This is a genomic window from Paenarthrobacter sp. AB444, from assembly GCF_028736865.1.
In the GTDB taxonomy this organism is placed as follows: Bacteria; Actinomycetota; Actinomycetes; order Actinomycetales; family Micrococcaceae; genus Arthrobacter; species Arthrobacter nicotinovorans_B.
The window spans coordinates 81,438-96,334 of sequence record NZ_JAQZBY010000001.1 but is presented as its reverse complement, the minus strand read 5'-3'; the positions used below and the strand labels follow the sequence as shown (position 1 = coordinate 96,334).

General features: G+C 63.0%; 14 protein-coding genes. 13 read left to right on the top strand and 1 reads right to left on the bottom strand.

Annotated elements, in window-relative coordinates; all coding sequences use genetic code 11:
* The first annotated feature begins 258 nt into the window (after positions 1-258).
* Entirely contained in the window at positions 259-1,563 is a 1,305-nt protein-coding gene (locus PQ627_RS00450; RefSeq protein WP_274257761.1) for a M20/M25/M40 family metallo-hydrolase, read from the top strand.
* Between the two features lie 27 nt (positions 1,564-1,590).
* Positions 1,591-2,751, top strand: a complete 1,161-nt coding sequence (locus tag PQ627_RS00445; protein WP_144658819.1) for an acyl-CoA dehydrogenase family protein — start codon at positions 1,591-1,593, stop codon at positions 2,749-2,751.
* 10 nt (positions 2,752-2,761) lie between these two features.
* Here PQ627_RS00445 and PQ627_RS00440 read toward each other — a convergent pair whose 3' ends face one another.
* The gene (locus PQ627_RS00440) at positions 2,762-2,995 is read right to left on the bottom strand and encodes a DUF5703 family protein (RefSeq protein ID WP_144658820.1); all 234 of its coding nucleotides are present in this window, start codon (positions 2,993-2,995) and stop codon (positions 2,762-2,764) included.
* Between the two features lie 39 nt (positions 2,996-3,034).
* On the opposite strand from PQ627_RS00440, the gene PQ627_RS00435 reads away from it, so the two are divergent.
* From PQ627_RS00435 to PQ627_RS00385, 11 genes are all read left to right on the top strand, one after another.
* A complete protein-coding gene (locus PQ627_RS00435; RefSeq protein ID WP_274257758.1) occupies positions 3,035-3,280 on the top strand; it encodes a hypothetical protein in 246 nt (81 codons plus the stop codon).
* A gap of 286 nt (positions 3,281-3,566) precedes the next feature.
* Complete coding sequence (locus PQ627_RS00430) at positions 3,567-5,240, top strand: sugar transferase (RefSeq protein WP_274257756.1); 1,674 nt, start codon at positions 3,567-3,569, stop codon at positions 5,238-5,240.
* Positions 5,241-5,301: 61 nt separating this feature from the next.
* Positions 5,302-6,411, top strand: a complete 1,110-nt coding sequence (locus PQ627_RS00425; RefSeq protein WP_144658823.1) for a Gfo/Idh/MocA family protein — start codon at positions 5,302-5,304, stop codon at positions 6,409-6,411.
* A complete protein-coding gene (locus PQ627_RS00420) occupies positions 6,408-7,427 on the top strand; it encodes an NAD-dependent epimerase/dehydratase family protein (protein WP_274257754.1) in 1,020 nt (339 codons plus the stop codon). Before PQ627_RS00425 ends, PQ627_RS00420 begins: the two co-directional genes overlap by 4 nt.
* On the top strand, positions 7,424-8,590 hold the full coding sequence (locus PQ627_RS00415; RefSeq protein ID WP_274257751.1) for a DegT/DnrJ/EryC1/StrS family aminotransferase: 1,167 nt from the start codon (positions 7,424-7,426) through the stop codon (positions 8,588-8,590). The genes PQ627_RS00420 and PQ627_RS00415 overlap by 4 nt, the downstream gene beginning before the upstream one ends.
* Entirely contained in the window at positions 8,587-9,249 is a 663-nt protein-coding gene (locus tag PQ627_RS00410) for an acetyltransferase (RefSeq protein ID WP_274257749.1), read from the top strand. Before PQ627_RS00415 ends, PQ627_RS00410 begins: the two co-directional genes overlap by 4 nt.
* Positions 9,246-10,712, top strand: a complete 1,467-nt coding sequence (locus PQ627_RS00405) for an oligosaccharide flippase family protein (protein WP_274257747.1) — start codon at positions 9,246-9,248, stop codon at positions 10,710-10,712. Before PQ627_RS00410 ends, PQ627_RS00405 begins: the two co-directional genes overlap by 4 nt.
* Positions 10,709-11,983: a glycosyltransferase gene (locus PQ627_RS00400; RefSeq protein WP_274257746.1), complete on the top strand. Its 1,275-nt coding sequence runs from the start codon at positions 10,709-10,711 to the stop codon at positions 11,981-11,983. Before PQ627_RS00405 ends, PQ627_RS00400 begins: the two co-directional genes overlap by 4 nt.
* Positions 11,983-13,170, top strand: coding sequence for a glycosyltransferase (locus PQ627_RS00395; RefSeq protein WP_274257745.1), 1,188 nt, complete (start codon positions 11,983-11,985; stop codon positions 13,168-13,170). The genes PQ627_RS00400 and PQ627_RS00395 overlap by 1 nt, the downstream gene beginning before the upstream one ends.
* Positions 13,160-14,062, top strand: coding sequence for a glycosyltransferase (locus tag PQ627_RS00390; RefSeq protein ID WP_274257743.1), 903 nt, complete (start codon positions 13,160-13,162; stop codon positions 14,060-14,062). Before PQ627_RS00395 ends, PQ627_RS00390 begins: the two co-directional genes overlap by 11 nt.
* Positions 14,063-14,114: 52 nt before the next feature.
* A complete protein-coding gene (locus tag PQ627_RS00385; RefSeq protein ID WP_274257741.1) occupies positions 14,115-14,897 on the top strand; it encodes a hypothetical protein in 783 nt (260 codons plus the stop codon).

The window sequence follows — 14,897 nt, the reverse complement described above, 5'->3', positions numbered from 1 at the left end:
GTGTTCGACCGGACATCCGAGTGCCTTCCAGCACTTCACATTCCGTCGAAGCAGCGAGAAAAACTCTAACACGGTTTCAGGTGCCTGAAAAATCGAGGACCACCATCGGGCGTCGACGTGTCCCCGGAAGACGTAGGGGCCGTTGATTCCCTGCCCGGGGCCCAACTGATGAGTAGGCTGAAGGTACACGGGACGGGTTGCGGGCAAGGCCGGGCGCGTCACCGGAACCTGCAGCCCAGCCACGCAAGGAGAGTTTCCATGTCTGCCATCCGCCCCGAAGACGAAGTTGTCAGGATCTGCCAGGAGCTCATCCGGATAGATTCCTCAAACTTTGGAGACGACACCGGGCCCGGCGAACGTGCAGCCGCAGAGTACACGGCCAGCCTGATCACCGAGGTCGGCCTTGAGGCAGAGATCTTCGAGTCCGCCCCGGGCCGGGCCAATGTCGTGACCCGCCTGGCAGGAGAAGATCCCAGCGCTGATGCGTTGGTGGTGCACGGACACCTGGACGTCGTACCGGCCCTGAAGGACCAGTGGAGCGTTGACCCTTTCAGCGGCGAACTGAAGGACGGGCTCGTGTGGGGCCGCGGTGCGGTTGACATGAAGGACATGGACGCGATGATCCTCTCCGTCATGCGCGACTTCGCCAGGACGGGACGCAAACCAAAGCGCGACATCATTTTTGCGTTCTTCGCCGACGAAGAGGCCGGCGGCACGTACGGCGCCCGGTATGCCGTGGAACACCGCCGCGAACTCTTCGACGGCGCTACCGAAGCCATCTCCGAAGTGGGCGGTTTCTCCGCCACCATCGGTGGCCAACGGACCTACCTGCTCCAGACGGCCGAAAAGGGCCTGTCCTGGTTGCGGCTGTTGGCGCACGGCCGGGCAGGCCATGGCTCCCAGATCAACACCGACAACGCCGTCACCCGGCTGGCGGCGGCAGTGACCCGGATCGGCGAATACAAGTGGCCTGTTGAGCTGACGCCCACCACCCGGCAGTTCCTGGACGGCGTCACTGAACTGACCGGCGTCGAGTTCGATGCCGACAACCCGGACATCCTCCTCAAGGAGCTGGGGACTGTGGCCCGATTCGTTGGTGCCACCTTGCAGAACACGTCCAACCCCACGTTGCTGCGCTCTGGCTACAAGCACAACGTCATCCCGGAATCCGCCGAGGCTTTCGTGGACTGCCGGACCCTGCCCGGACAGCAGGAGCTGGTCTTCGAGACCATCAAGGAGCTGGCCGGCGAAGGCATTGACATCAGCTACGTGAACAAGGATGTTTCCTTGGAAGTCCCGTTTGCCGGAAACCTGGTGGACTCGATGATTGATGCCCTCCATTCCGAGGACCCCGGAGCCAAGGTCCTTCCCTACACGCTCTCGGGCGGCACGGACAACAAGTCCCTGAGCAAGATCGGCATTACGGGGTACGGCTTCGCGCCGCTCATGCTGCCCGAGGAACTCGATTTCACCGGAATGTTCCACGGCGTCGACGAGCGTGTGCCCGCGGAATCCCTGCAGTTTGGCGCCCGTGTCCTGAACACGCTGCTGACCAACTACTAGCGGCAAGCGCTCCAAGGAGGCCCTGATATGACGCCCGAAGAAATCCTCCCCGATACCCTCCTGGAACGCCTGCGCGGCCGGGCTGCCGGATACGACCAGAACAACCAGTTCTTCCATGAGGACCTGGAAGAACTGGCAGCTGCCGGATACCTCACCTTGTTCGTCCCGGAGCACGACGGCGGAAAGGGACTCGGTCTCGAAGCGGTGGCTGCGCTGCAGCAACGGCTCGCCACGGCTGCCCCGGCCACCGCTTTGGCGGTCAACATGCACTTGGTGTGGACCGGCGTCGCCCGTGTCATGGCGGCCCGGGGTGACAACTCACTGGACTTCGTCCTCAAGGAAGCCGGGAGGGGCGAGATTTTCGCTTTCGGCATTTCCGAGGCCGGCAACGATTCCATGCTTTTCGATTCCGGCACAGTCGCGGAGCCACTGCCAGATGGTGGATACCGCTTTACGGGGCGGAAGATCTTCACCAGCCTTTCGCGTGGATGGACCCGGCTTGGCACCTTCGGCAAGGACGCGGACGCCAGGGACGGCCAAGGGGAGCTGGTTTTCGGCTTCATCCACCGTGACGAGCCCGGACACGAGACCTTGAGCGACTGGGACACCCTGGGCATGCGTGCCAGTGCTTCGAACACGACGCTGCTGCATGGAGCCGTCATTCCCGCGGAACGCATCTTCCGGAAGCTGCCTGTGGGACCCAACCGGGATCTGCTGATCTTTTCCATCTTCGCGTGCTTCGAGACGTTGCTCGCGGCCGTCTACACGGGCGTTGCGGAGAGGGCTTTCACTCTGGCGGTGGACAACGTGAAGCGTCGTGTTTCAGCGAAGTACGGAGGGCGAAGCTACGCGCAGGACCCGGACATCAGGTGGAAAGTGGCCGAGGCGGCCTTGGCGATGGATGGCATCTACCCACAGATATCGTCAGTGGCCCGCGACGTCGACAATCTCGTGGACCATGGCGCCCAGTGGTTCCCGAAACTTGTGGGGATCAAATCCCGGGCCACGGAGAACGCCCGCCACGTAGTGGATTTGGCCATCCGGGTGACCGGGGGATCGAGCTACTTCCGCGGCTCGGAGATGGAGCGCTTGTACAGGGACGTCCTGGCCGGAATTTTCCATCCCTCCAATGACGAATCGGCGCACAATACGGTTGCCAGCGCCTGGCTGGGACCCCTCGAGAGCTAGTCGTCGGTTCCTAGACAGTGCGCTGCACGGAGTACACCTTGCGACGCAACCAGAAACGACGTCCACCGCCCATGTAGAGCACGCTGCGTTCGAGTTCCCACTTGCCGTACTCCGAATGTTCGGCCAGACGTTGCCTGGCCTCGGGGAGCGAATCGTCAGGTCCCACTGTCAATACGAGGTATTCGTACTGACGGGCGTAGTCTCTTTGGCGCTCCACGGAGCTGCCGGGAAATTGTTCTCTCATCCCTCTCCATTTTCGTCTTTTTCCGGCTAACGTGAAGTCATGAGCATCGATCCGCGTGTCGCGCTTCAATCATTGACCGCCGCCCTGGAAGAACATCTGGCCGCCGCATCGGCACGACGCGGTGAGGGTGATCCTACCGTCGAAGCCGCTTTTTTCGCCGTTGCCGACGCCTTTGAAGTGTACGAAGACGCCCTCTACGAGACATTCTCCGAGGTCACGCCCCTCCAGGTATTCGACGACGAGGATGAAGATGATGACGAAGAGCTCGAGAACGTGGACGACTGAACAGTCCGGGAACTGAACATCCTTTAAACCGGCCGCCATCCCGCGGCCGGTTTTTTGTGCCCTTTTCGGGTTCGGTTTGTCGCACTGCAGGCCCGGAACAGCGGGCTTTTTGCTGTCCGGGGACGGCCCGGAAACACGTAGTGCCCGAGCCGCCAGCTAGGTACTCGCACGTAGCAGCCATGGGTAAGGCTGCGCAAACTTGAGTACCGACTACTGGTGCGCCCCTCTGCGGCCGAAGCTTCACTGATATGTAGGCAATGGACGGTCTGCGAAGAAGGCTGACAAGGTGAAAGTTCCAGTCGTGCGTTTAGGCAAGGCAGCAGCACCCAAGGGTGCAAGCCATGCCGCCGTGGGGACGGCCTTCCCAACGGAACAGCTCATTGCCCACGTCAATCCGCCGACGTCTCCCTGGATTGACAAGTCCGTTGCTGCACAGCGGACTGAAAAGGCGGGACTGGCGGCGCCCAGGCCGGATGTCACCCTGGACCTCGTGCCGCCAGTCACCCACCGCCGCTCACGCGTCAAGGCTCCACACCGGAACCAGCAGGACTGGACTCATACCCTGGTCACCTGCCTGCGCGTTGCCGATACCCTCTTGGTTTCATTCGCCGTATCAGCCGGCTATGCACTCAACACCGGAGGGCTGCCATTCGCTACCGGAACCCCCGTTGTACGCCAGCTGTCCCTGTTGATGATCCTCGGGATAATCTGGCTCGCTGCCTTGGAGGTCTACCGGACCCGGGATCCCAAAGTGCTTGGTGTGGGCGCCGAGGAATACAAGCGGGTCCTGTCGGCCAGCTTCCGGGTGTTCGGTTTCCTGGCGATCGTCGCCGTCGTATTCCGGGTGGAGTCCGTCAGCTCCTACGTGGTGGTTTCCCTGCCGCTGGGCATTGTGGCCTTGACCGGCAGCAGATGGAGCTTCCGCAGGTGGCTGACCCATGAAAAGTCACGGGGACGGTGCCTGTCCCGCGCCATCGTCGTGGGGGAGCCGCAGGATGTCCGCTATGTGATCAAACAGATCAACCGCAAGTCCGGCGCGCCTTACGACATCCTCGGCGCTTGCCTCCCCGGCGCGAGGAAGGGTGCCGTGCTGGTCGTTGACCAGGTCCGCGTCCCGGTTTTGTCATCCCTGTACGGTATAGCGCACACCGTCCGCCAGACCGGGGCGAACGCAGTCATCGTGGCAGGACCTGTACCCGGCGGAAACCAGTTCATCCAGGAACTCGGGTGGCGCTTGGAGGAAGACGCCGCCGAACTGGTCCTGGCAGCCACCCTGACCAACGTGGCCGGCCCGCGGATACACTGGCGGCCAGTGGAAGGCCTGCCACTGATGCACGTGGACATCCCGCACTACTCCGGGGGCAAACACACGCTCAAGCGGCTCATGGATATTGCCGTTTCGGCCCTGGCGCTGATCCTCCTTTCGCCGGTCTTGTTGCTGCTGGCCGTGATCGTCAGCGCTGACAGTCCCGGACCGGTCCTTTTCCGACAGGAGCGGATCGGCAAGCAAGGCACAACATTCCGGATGCTGAAATTCAGGTCCATGGTGGTTGACGCCGAAGCCCGCTTGAACGAGATCGGCAACCAGGATGAAGGGGCCGGCGTCCTCTTCAAGATCCGCAGCGACCCCCGGGTCACGACGTGTGGCCGGTGGATGCGCAAGTACTCACTGGACGAACTGCCACAGTTCTGGAACGTGCTGGTGGGGAACATGAGTTTGGTGGGTCCACGCCCGCCGTTGGCGCGGGAGGTCAATGGCTACGAACGCCATACGCACCGACGGCTCCTCATCAAGCCCGGCATCACCGGACTCTGGCAAATCAATGGACGGTCCGATCTTCCGTGGGATGAAGCGGTCCGGCTCGATCTCTACTACGTGGAGAACTGGTCCATCGCGGGGGACGTGATGATCATGTGGCGCACCTTCCGGGCCATGATCCGGCCCTCGGGAGCCTACTAGTCACGGCAATTAAGGCCAGGTAAACACCAACCCTGCTACCAACACAGAATCCGAGTGGGAAATGAGCATACGAACTGTTCCATCAGGACACCTCAACGGCAACGGCCTGCGGCCCAGGCTGCGCATAGCAGTGGTCGGAGCAGGCTATTGGGGACCAAACCTCGCAAGGAACCTCAAAGCCAGCCCGGACTGGGACCTGGTGGCCATTTGCGACCTTGATGTCGAGCGCGGGATGAAGCTTGCCGAGTCGGTGGGCGGGGTGGCCGTCGTCGAGTCCTTGGACGAACTGCTGGACACCTACAACCTGGACGCCGTCGCCGTCGCAACTCCGGCGCATACGCATCACGGCGTTGTAATGACCGCCCTGCGCGCAGGCAAGCACGTCCTGGTGGAGAAGCCGCTGGCCGACAGCCGCGCCAAGGGACTGGAGATGGTGGACGAAGCCAACGCCAGGGGACTGGTGCTGATGGCCGACCACACGTACTGCTTCACCCCGGCTGTGCTCAAGATCCAGGAACTCGTAGCCAGCGGTGCATTGGGCGACATCCTGTATGTCGACTCGGTCCGGATCAACCTCGGACTCGTCCAACCCGACGTCAACGTCTTCTGGGACCTGGCACCCCACGACCTGTCCATCCTCGACTTCGTCCTCCCCGGGGGACTGCATCCCACCGAGATCTCGGCCCACGGCGCCGACCCCCTGGGGACCGGCCGGGACTGCGTGGGACACCTGACCTTCGGCCTGCCCAACGACGCCATGGTCCACATCCACGTGAACTGGCTCAGTCCCACCAAAATCAGGCAAATGATCATAGGAGGGTCAAAGAGGACCCTCGTCTGGGACGACCTGAATCCCCAGCAACGGCTGAGCGTTTACGACCGTGGGGTAAGCCTTGAACAGCAACCCCGATCCGCCGCCGACAAGAAGGCCACTGCCATCTCCTACCGTCTCGGCGACACATGGTCACCGGCGCTCCAGGAGCGTGAACCGCTTGGACAGGTTGTTGCCGAGCTCGCTACCTCCATTCGGAACCACACCAGGCCACGGACCAGCGGCGAATCGGGGCTGAGGGTCCTGTCGGTCCTGGAGGCCGTGACGCAAAGCCTCGGCACCGATGGAAGGTCAACCATCGTGGCCGGCAACGAGACGAACCTGCAGGTTGCGCGATGAAAGAGCTCCTGGGTGCCGACGTCCTGGTCACCGGAGGGGCCGGAACCATCGGTTCGACCCTGGTGGACCAACTGCTCGACGCCGGCGTGGCCCACATTGACGTGTTGGACAACCTCGTGCGCGGCAGGCGTGCCAATCTCGACGATGCACTTGCCAGCGAACGCGTCCAACTCGTCGAAGGGGACCTGCGGGACCGGGACCTCGTCAACGACCTCACCCGCGGCAAGGATCTCGTGTTCCATCAGGCCGCCATCCGCATCACCCAATGCGCCGATGAACCACGGCTGGCCCTCGAAGTCCTGGTGGACGGCACCTTCAACGTGTACGAAGCGGCCGTTGACCACAAAATCGCAAAACTCATCTCCGCGTCGAGCGCCTCCGTCTACGGGATGGCCGAACACTTTCCCACCAAGGAAAACCACCACCATCACAACAACGACACCTTCTACGGAGCGGCGAAGTCCTTCAACGAGGGGATGGCCAGGAGCTTCCGGGCGATGTCGGGCCTGGATTACGTCCTGCTGCGCTACTTCAACGTTTATGGACCCCGCATGGATGTCCACGGCCTCTACACTGAGGTCCTGGTGCGCTGGATGGAACGCATCGATGACGGGCTGCCTCCCATGATCTTCGGCAGTGGCCGGCAAACCATGGACTTCGTTCACACCCACGATGTGGCCAGGGCGAATGTCCTGGCGGCAGTCAGCGATGTCCGCGAAGGCGTCTACAACGTGGCCAGCGGTACCGAGACCAGCCTGGCCGAACTCGCACAGACCCTGCTCCGGGTCATGGAATCAAGCTTGCACCTCGAACACGGCCCGGAACGTGCCGTCAACGGGGTGGCCCGGCGACTGGCTGACACCACTGCTGCCAGGGAGGACCTTGGATTCGAAGCAGCGATCGGGCTCGAAGACGGGCTGCGGACCCTCGTTTCGTGGTGGCGCCCGCTTCGCGCCGAAATTGCAGCTTCCCGTTTGGTAGCCCGCCCCGACGCTCCGGCAGTAGGTGCGCGGTGACCATTTCGGAGACGCGCATGGCGCGCATCGATGTCATGAAGCCCTGGCTGGGCGAAGAGGAAGCCCAAGCCGTAGCCGAAGTGATCGCCTCCGGCTGGGTAGCCCAGGGGCCCAAGGTGCGCCAGTTCGAAGAAGCGTTCGCAGCAGAACAGTCGGCCGGCTACGCCGTTGCCACGTCCAGTTGCACCTCAGCCCTGCACCTGGCGCTCGCCGTCGCAGGCATCGGAGCCGGTGATGACGTGGTGGTCCCGTCATTTTCCTTCATTGCCACCGCCAACGCAGCCTGCTACGTGGGCGCACGTCCGGTGTTTGCCGACGTCGACCTCCAGTCCGGTTGCGTGACGGCAGAGACCGTGGAAAGGGCACTGACCCCCCGCACGAAGGCAGTCATCGCCGTAGACCAAGGCGGGGTGCCGGTGGATCTGGACCCCATCCGCGCACTCTGCGACCCCCGCGGGATCACCGTGGTCGAAGACGCGGCATGTGCCATCGGTTCCCGCTACCATGGCCGCCCGGCAGGCGCCGGTGCAGAACTCGCGGCCTGGTCTTTCCATCCACGCAAGATCCTCACCACCGGGGAGGGCGGAATGCTCTCCACTCCCCGGCAGGACTTCGCGGACAGGGCGCGGCACCTCAGGGAACATGCCATGAGCGTCTCGGCCGCAGAGCGTCACGCCAGCATTCTGGCACCGGCCGAGGAGTACCTCGAAGTCGGCTTCAACTACCGCATGACCGACCTTCAGGCCGCCGTCGGCCTTGTCCAGCTGGGCCGCCTAAGGGCGGCCGTCCAAAGGCGGCGCGAACTGGCCGCCAATTACGCCGACGCATTTGCCGGCGTCGAGGGCCTCCGGCTGGTCAGCGATCCCGACCATGGCACCGGCAACTTCCAATCGTGCTGGCTGGAAACGGGCACCACATTTCCCTTGGGCAGGGACGAGTTGATGACGCACCTGGCCCAGGACGGCATCTCGGCGCGGCGGGGCATCATGGCCGCGCACCGCCAGCCCGCTTATGCCGGGAAGGATACCGGTGGTGCGTCGCTGGAGGTCACCAATTGGCTGACTGACCACACACTCATCCTCCCGCTCTACCACCAACTCGAACTCCACGACCAGGTCCGCGTCATCGATTCGGTCCTTCGCGCTGCGGGACGCTCACGATGAGCGAACTTCTCCTCATCGCCGCCAGTGGCCTCGCCAGGGAAGTGCTGGCCATGGTCCGCAGCAGCGGACCGTTCGACGTCGTCGGGATTCTCGACGACGACGAGGACAAACTCGGGCGGGTGGTGGACGGCGCGCATGTCCTCGGGCCGATTCGTGACGCTCTGAAGTTCCCCCACGCCTTGCTCCTGGTCTGCATCGGCACCGGAAGCGGAAGGGAGGGCGTCGTGATGCGGCTGCGAAGCCTCGGGCTCGACGACGATCGGTACGCCACCGCCATCGATCCCTCCGTCAACGTTCCTGAAGGGTGCATTATCGGGCGCGGAAGCATCCTCCTGGCCCACGTGAGCATGACCGCTTCTGTGACCATCGGCAACCACGTGGTCGCCATGCCCGGAGTCACCTTCACCCACGACGACGTCATCAGTGACTACGCCACGTTCGCATCAGGTGTATCCCTGGGTGGAAACGTGCACGTTGGCCGGGCGGCTTACATCGGAATGAATGCCAGCGTCCGCGAGCGCCGTTCCATCGGCGCGAAGGCGACGATCGGCATGGGTGCCGCGGTCCTGACCGATGTGCCCGACGACGAGACCTGGGCCGGTGTGCCGGCACGGGTGATCAGGCGGGGAAATACTCCGGCGATGGAGGGGGCGCAGTGACACTTCGGAGCGCGGTTACCCCCCGACGGCAAGCAACACCCACCCGGGCGTTCGTGATCAGCGTTGTCAATGCCTTCGTCACCAAGTTGGGTACCATCGGCATCGGCATCGCATTGGCACGCCTGCTGGGTCCCGAGGAGTTTGGGACCTACGCGGTGGCCTTTATTGCGTTGGTGGCGGTCCTGAGTTTCAACGAGTTGGGGGTCAGCCTGGCGATCGTCCGCTGGCCAGGAGACCCGAAGGAAATCGCCGCTACCGTCACCACCATCTCCGTGACTTGCAGCGTCCTCCTGTTCGGCATCTCGTATGCGGTGGCGCCCCTTTTCACCGCTGCCATGGGAAACGAAGCAGCCACCGACGTTGTCAGGGCCTTGGCCTTCTGCATAGTCCTCAATGGCTTGGTGGCGACGCCGGCCGCCCTGCTGCAACGGAACTTCCGCCAAGGACAGCGGATGGTCATCGACCAGGTCAACGTCTGGCTGGGGGCAGGAGTGTCATTGCTGCTGGTTATCGCCGGCATGGGAGCGATGAGCCTTGCCGTGGGGAGGGTGCTAGCCAGTTTGGTGGCCGGTGTGCTGTTCCTGGTCTATTCGCCACTGCCGTACCGCTTTGGTTTCTCAGCAGAGTCCGCACGGGCCCTGCTCTCCTTCGGCCTGCCTTTGGCCGGGGCGAGTGCGGTGGTGTTCGCAGTGGGATACGTTGACCAACTTATTGCCGGTAAGCTGTTTGGTCCGGTCGTCCTGGGTTTCTACGTCATGGCCTTCAACATGGCTGGGTGGCCATCGAGCCTGCTGTCACAGCCCTTGCGAAGCGTGGCACCAGCGACTTTCTCCCGCTTGCAGGATCGTCCCGAGGATATGGGCGCGGCGCTGCTGGCCATGATCGGCGCGGTGTCCGTTGTGGTGCTGCCCGTGGCCGCTGTGATGGTCGGATGTGCCATCCCGCTTGTCACGGTAGTTTATGGACAGGACTGGGCGCCCGCAGGGCTGGCATTGATGTGCTTGGCGCCCCTCACAGTGTTCCGTATCCTCCATGAGCTTCTCTACGATTACCTCGTCATTCATGGGTCATCCCTTTCCCTATTGAATGTGCAGCTTTTTGCTCTGCTCGCTCTTGTTCCTGCACTGCTGGGCGGCGGCGCGCTCGCGGGAATGACGGGACTTGCCGCTGCCCCGACCCTCGTTGCCTTGTTCGTCACGTCACCGCTTTACCTCAGGGCCTTGCGTCGGGCGAAGGTATCTCTTGCGGCTGTGGGTAAGCGGCTGTGGATGCCCTTTGCCTTGGCGGTGCTGACGGCAGCGGGCTGTTTCGTGGTGTCGCGCACCATTGAATCACCGCTGCCGGCCGTTGCGGCGTCCATGGGTCTTGGCATTATTGCGATGGCACTGATGATGCTCGTTCGCCGGAACGACCTGCGGGAGGTCCGGATCTGGGGCCGCGGGCGTGAAGCAGTTGCGCTATGAGAATCCTCGTCTATCCGCACGACCTCCGCATGGGTGGCAGCCAACTGAACGCCATCGAATTGGGGGCCGCCGTAAAGCAACTGGGCCACGAAGTCATTCTCTTCGGACAACCTGGCCCGCTCGTGGAAAAGGCCACGGGACTCGGCTTGGAGTTCATCGCCGCCCCGGCACCCGGGAAACGTCCGTCGCCCTCTGTCATCAGCGCCCTGGTGCGCATTGTCCGCGAGCGCCGGATTAACATCGTGCATGGGTATGAGTGGCCACCGGCGCTGGAGTGCCTGGCGGCTGCAAGGATCGTCCGCGGCACCACTGCCGCTGCAACGGTGATGTCAATGGCCGTCGCTCCCTTTATCCCCACATCGATGCCCTTGATGGTGGGCACGGAACAGATCCGGCATGCTGAGTCGTCCTCCGGGCGATCCAACGTCCACTTGCTGGAACCCCCGGTGGACCTGCGCACGAACAGCCTTGACGCAGACCTGGACCTTCGTCCCTTCCGGGCACGGTGGGGGCTGGATCAGCACCACTTCACCGTTGTCTGTGTTTCCCGTCTGGCCCAGGAACTCAAGCTCGAGGGCATCCTGTCAGCGATTGACGCGGTCAGCCAGCTCGCAGGGGACCGGGCGGTGCGACTCGTCATCACCGGGACTGGACCGGCAGAAGCCACCATCAAGGCCCACGCACGCAGCGTCAACGAAGCACGGGGGGAGGGCACGGTGGTCCTCACCGGTGAACTTGCCGACCCCAGGCCGGCCTATGCCGTGGCAGATGCTGTGCTGGGCATGGGTGGGTCGGCCCTTCGTGGACTGTCGTTCGGAAAGCCCCTCGTAGTCCAAGGCGAACGGGGCTTTTGGGAGCTTCTGACCCCTGATTCCCTGCAGCTCTTTCTGTGGCAGGGGTGGTACGGATCCGGTCCGGGCTCAGCCGGGCCAGGCAACGCCGGGTTGGTGTCGATCCTTGGGAAGCTCGTCCAGGACGAAGCACTACGGATTGCACTGGGCGCTTACGGCCGCTCGGTGGTCGAAAACAGATTCAGCCTCAGTGCCGCAGCCCTGCGCCAAACGGAGCTGTACCAGCAGTTCCTGTCTGACACTGCCGCACAGCGGCCCCACCTATTGGCCGAGGCGTCCGCCGCGAGGCGCTACGGCTCGTACGTCGTTCGACGGCGTTACCTCCGGTTGCGGGGCAAACAACCCTCAGAGGATTTCAACGCCCGTCCTGTCGCGGTCCAAGCGGCTGCGCCAGGACCATTCGCCGCGAAGGAGGCGTAATGGGACCGACCATGTACATCTCCGGCGGACGGTGGGATGACCTGCCGGGAACCGATCGCCTGCTTGCCGAAGCATTGGCAGTGGTGGGGCCTCTCATGTGGGTTGACCAGCCTGCGCCCGTCTTCCGTTTCCGGGATGTCAGGAAGCACTTGGTGCCATCCCTGCTCGGAGTCCCTGAGGTTCTCACGCCGCAACTGACGAGGCTTCGCCTTCCCGCGCCGCCGCTGTTCAGCAGCAGTGCTGGACGCCCTGTCACGAAAGCCATCGCCCGGCACTGCATGCAGAAGGCGCTACGTAACTCGGAGCATCCGCCGGCGATCATCGTCAACGCCTCCCCGGTAATTGACTTCCCCGTATGGGGCACCGGGGTTCGTTTGCTTCATCTGACCGACGACTGGTTGGCTGCCGCTGACTTGATTGGGTTCGGTGCCGATTATCTTCGGCGGTCCTTGGAACGCAAAATCGAGGCAGCGGACATCATCTCTGCTGTCTCGCCCGATTTGGCAGCCAAAATGTCCGCCTTCTCAGGCCGCACCGTGGAGGTGCTTCCCAACGGTTGCCGGCCACCGACACTACAAACCGCAGACGACCGCCGTCGACCGGTAGCGGTCCTCGTGGGGCAACTCAATGAGCGCTTGGACCTGGATGTTCTGGAGGCGCTGGGCGATGCCGGGTTGGAGATCCTGGTGATCGGCCCGAGGACGGAGTCGAATCCAGTGACCGGGCGCCGGCTTGATGCCTTTTTGAGCCGCGAAAATGTGGATTGGCGCGGAGCGATGGACCCAAGGGACCTGGGTCGGCTGCTCGGGACCGCATCCGTAGGGATCACGCCCTATGCAGACACAGAATTCAACCGATCCAGCTTCCCGCTCAAAACGTTGGAGTACCTGTCGGCGGGACTGCGCGTTGTCGCCTCTGACCTGCCCTCTTTGCGATCGCTGACGTGCAGTACTTTGGCCGTGGCGGTCAGCCCTGAGGAGTTCGTTGAGCTGGTCCGGATTGCCCTGCGGGAACGGCCGGATCAAGGTCAACGCGACGAGATGAGACGGTTGGCCGAAGCGAACACCTGGGATGTGCGGGCGGCCACCCTCATTGGGCTGTGTCAACGGCCCTCAGCGCGGACAGAACCCTCCCAACCCGATCGCACCGTTGCCCAGCCTGTTCGAGGAGTCAGCCATGACCATTGACGCATCAGTGAACCGGCCCTCTACGGTGGATCACATACTGCTGACCAGGTTCAACCTTCCTTCCCGGGGCTTTGAGAGCCTGGTGCGGGCCCAGGAGGGCTGGCTGCGTGACCGGATCATCCTGTTCGAACGCTATTGCCTTCCCTCGGTTAAGGCACAGAACAACCGCAACTTCCGTTGGATCATCTATTTCGACCCGGAAAGCCCAGCCTGGCTGCTGGAACGTGTTCAGGAACTGAGCCGGGACGGAACGTTCGTGCCCCTGTTCAGGGCTGAGGTCAGCCCGTCCGAACTGCTGGAGGACATCAGATCGGTAGGTGCAGGGGGGCGCCCGGTTCTCGTCACAACCAATGTGGACAACGACGACGGCCTTGCCGTCGATTTCGTCCAGCGCGTGCAAAGTGCTGCCGGCGGCCAGCGGGTTACCGCCATCTACCTGGCAACCGGCCTCGTCATGGGCAGAGGTTCCCTTTTCCTGCGGAATGACCCCACCAACGCCTTCTGCTCGGTCAGCGCACCCTGGTCCGCCCCTGTGACCTGCTGGGCCGCGTGGCACAACCATCTGGGCCATTCCATGAGTGTCAGGTCGCTGCGTGGCTCTCCTGCGTGGCTGCAAGTGGTGCACGACCACAATGTCAGCAACAGGATCCGCGGCCGGCGAGTATCCCCCGAACCGTACAAAGGGCTTTTCCCGGACGTACTGCAGGACGTTCCCGTCCCGACCCAAAGGACCATCATCACCGACCGGCTTTTTCAGTCTCCCGTCAGGGCGCTGCGGGAACTGGCCCGAACTACAGCCAAGGCCGTGACCGTAGCTTTGCTGGGCACCGAAGGAATCGACCGCATCAAGACAACTTTCGCCGGCAGGAAAAGCACGGCGTCCAGAACCTGAACCACGTGGTTGGCCTGACCGGAAGTCACCTAACGAAAGGCAAGAGCAGGACATGCAGGTACAAAAGATACTGAAAAGCCTGATACGGCGATGGTTCATCGTCGTCCTGGGGCTTGCCTTGACCGTCGGCGCCTGTTTCTTCCTTCAGCAGAGCGCTCCTGATAACTACAAAGCCCAAGCGAGCCTGGTTCTGCTGCCTTCGACCAAGAGCGTTGGAGAAGCCGGCAACCCCTATTTGGGCCTTGGAGGCATGAGCGAGGCGCTGGACATCCTCACCCGCAAGATGTCCTCCGAAGAGTTCAAAGAGAAGATCCGCGACCAAGCAGGGGCATCCACCTTCACGGCTGAAGCCGACAAGGGGACCAGCGGCGCAATCCTCCTGATCACCGCATCTTCCCACGACGCCGACCAGGCACTCCGGCTTCTGGACACTGTCATGAACCAAGCCCCGGTGGCCCTGACGGAGCTGCAGGACGTCCTGAACGTTCCCACCACATCCCGCATTTCCACCATGAAACTGCTGGAAGACAGCAAGGCAGTCCCTGAGGTCAAGGCGCGTACGCAACTTCTGCTCGTTACTGCGGCCGGAGGCGTGGCCTTCAGCGTCGTGATGACAGTGCTTATCGATGGACTCCTTCTGTCCCGGAAGCACCGTAAGGGCGCCGGGGCCAGCCACAAGGTCTCCGGACCAAAACCACCGGCGCCGCAATCGGCACGCCAAAAGAAGTCCCCGCCTGCCGAACGCCTGCCCGGCGGCCGCCCCAAGGCGGACGATCCAGCCTACCTCTCAGGAGAGACCGCCAGCGTGGTGCCCAGCTCCTATAGGCCGGGATGA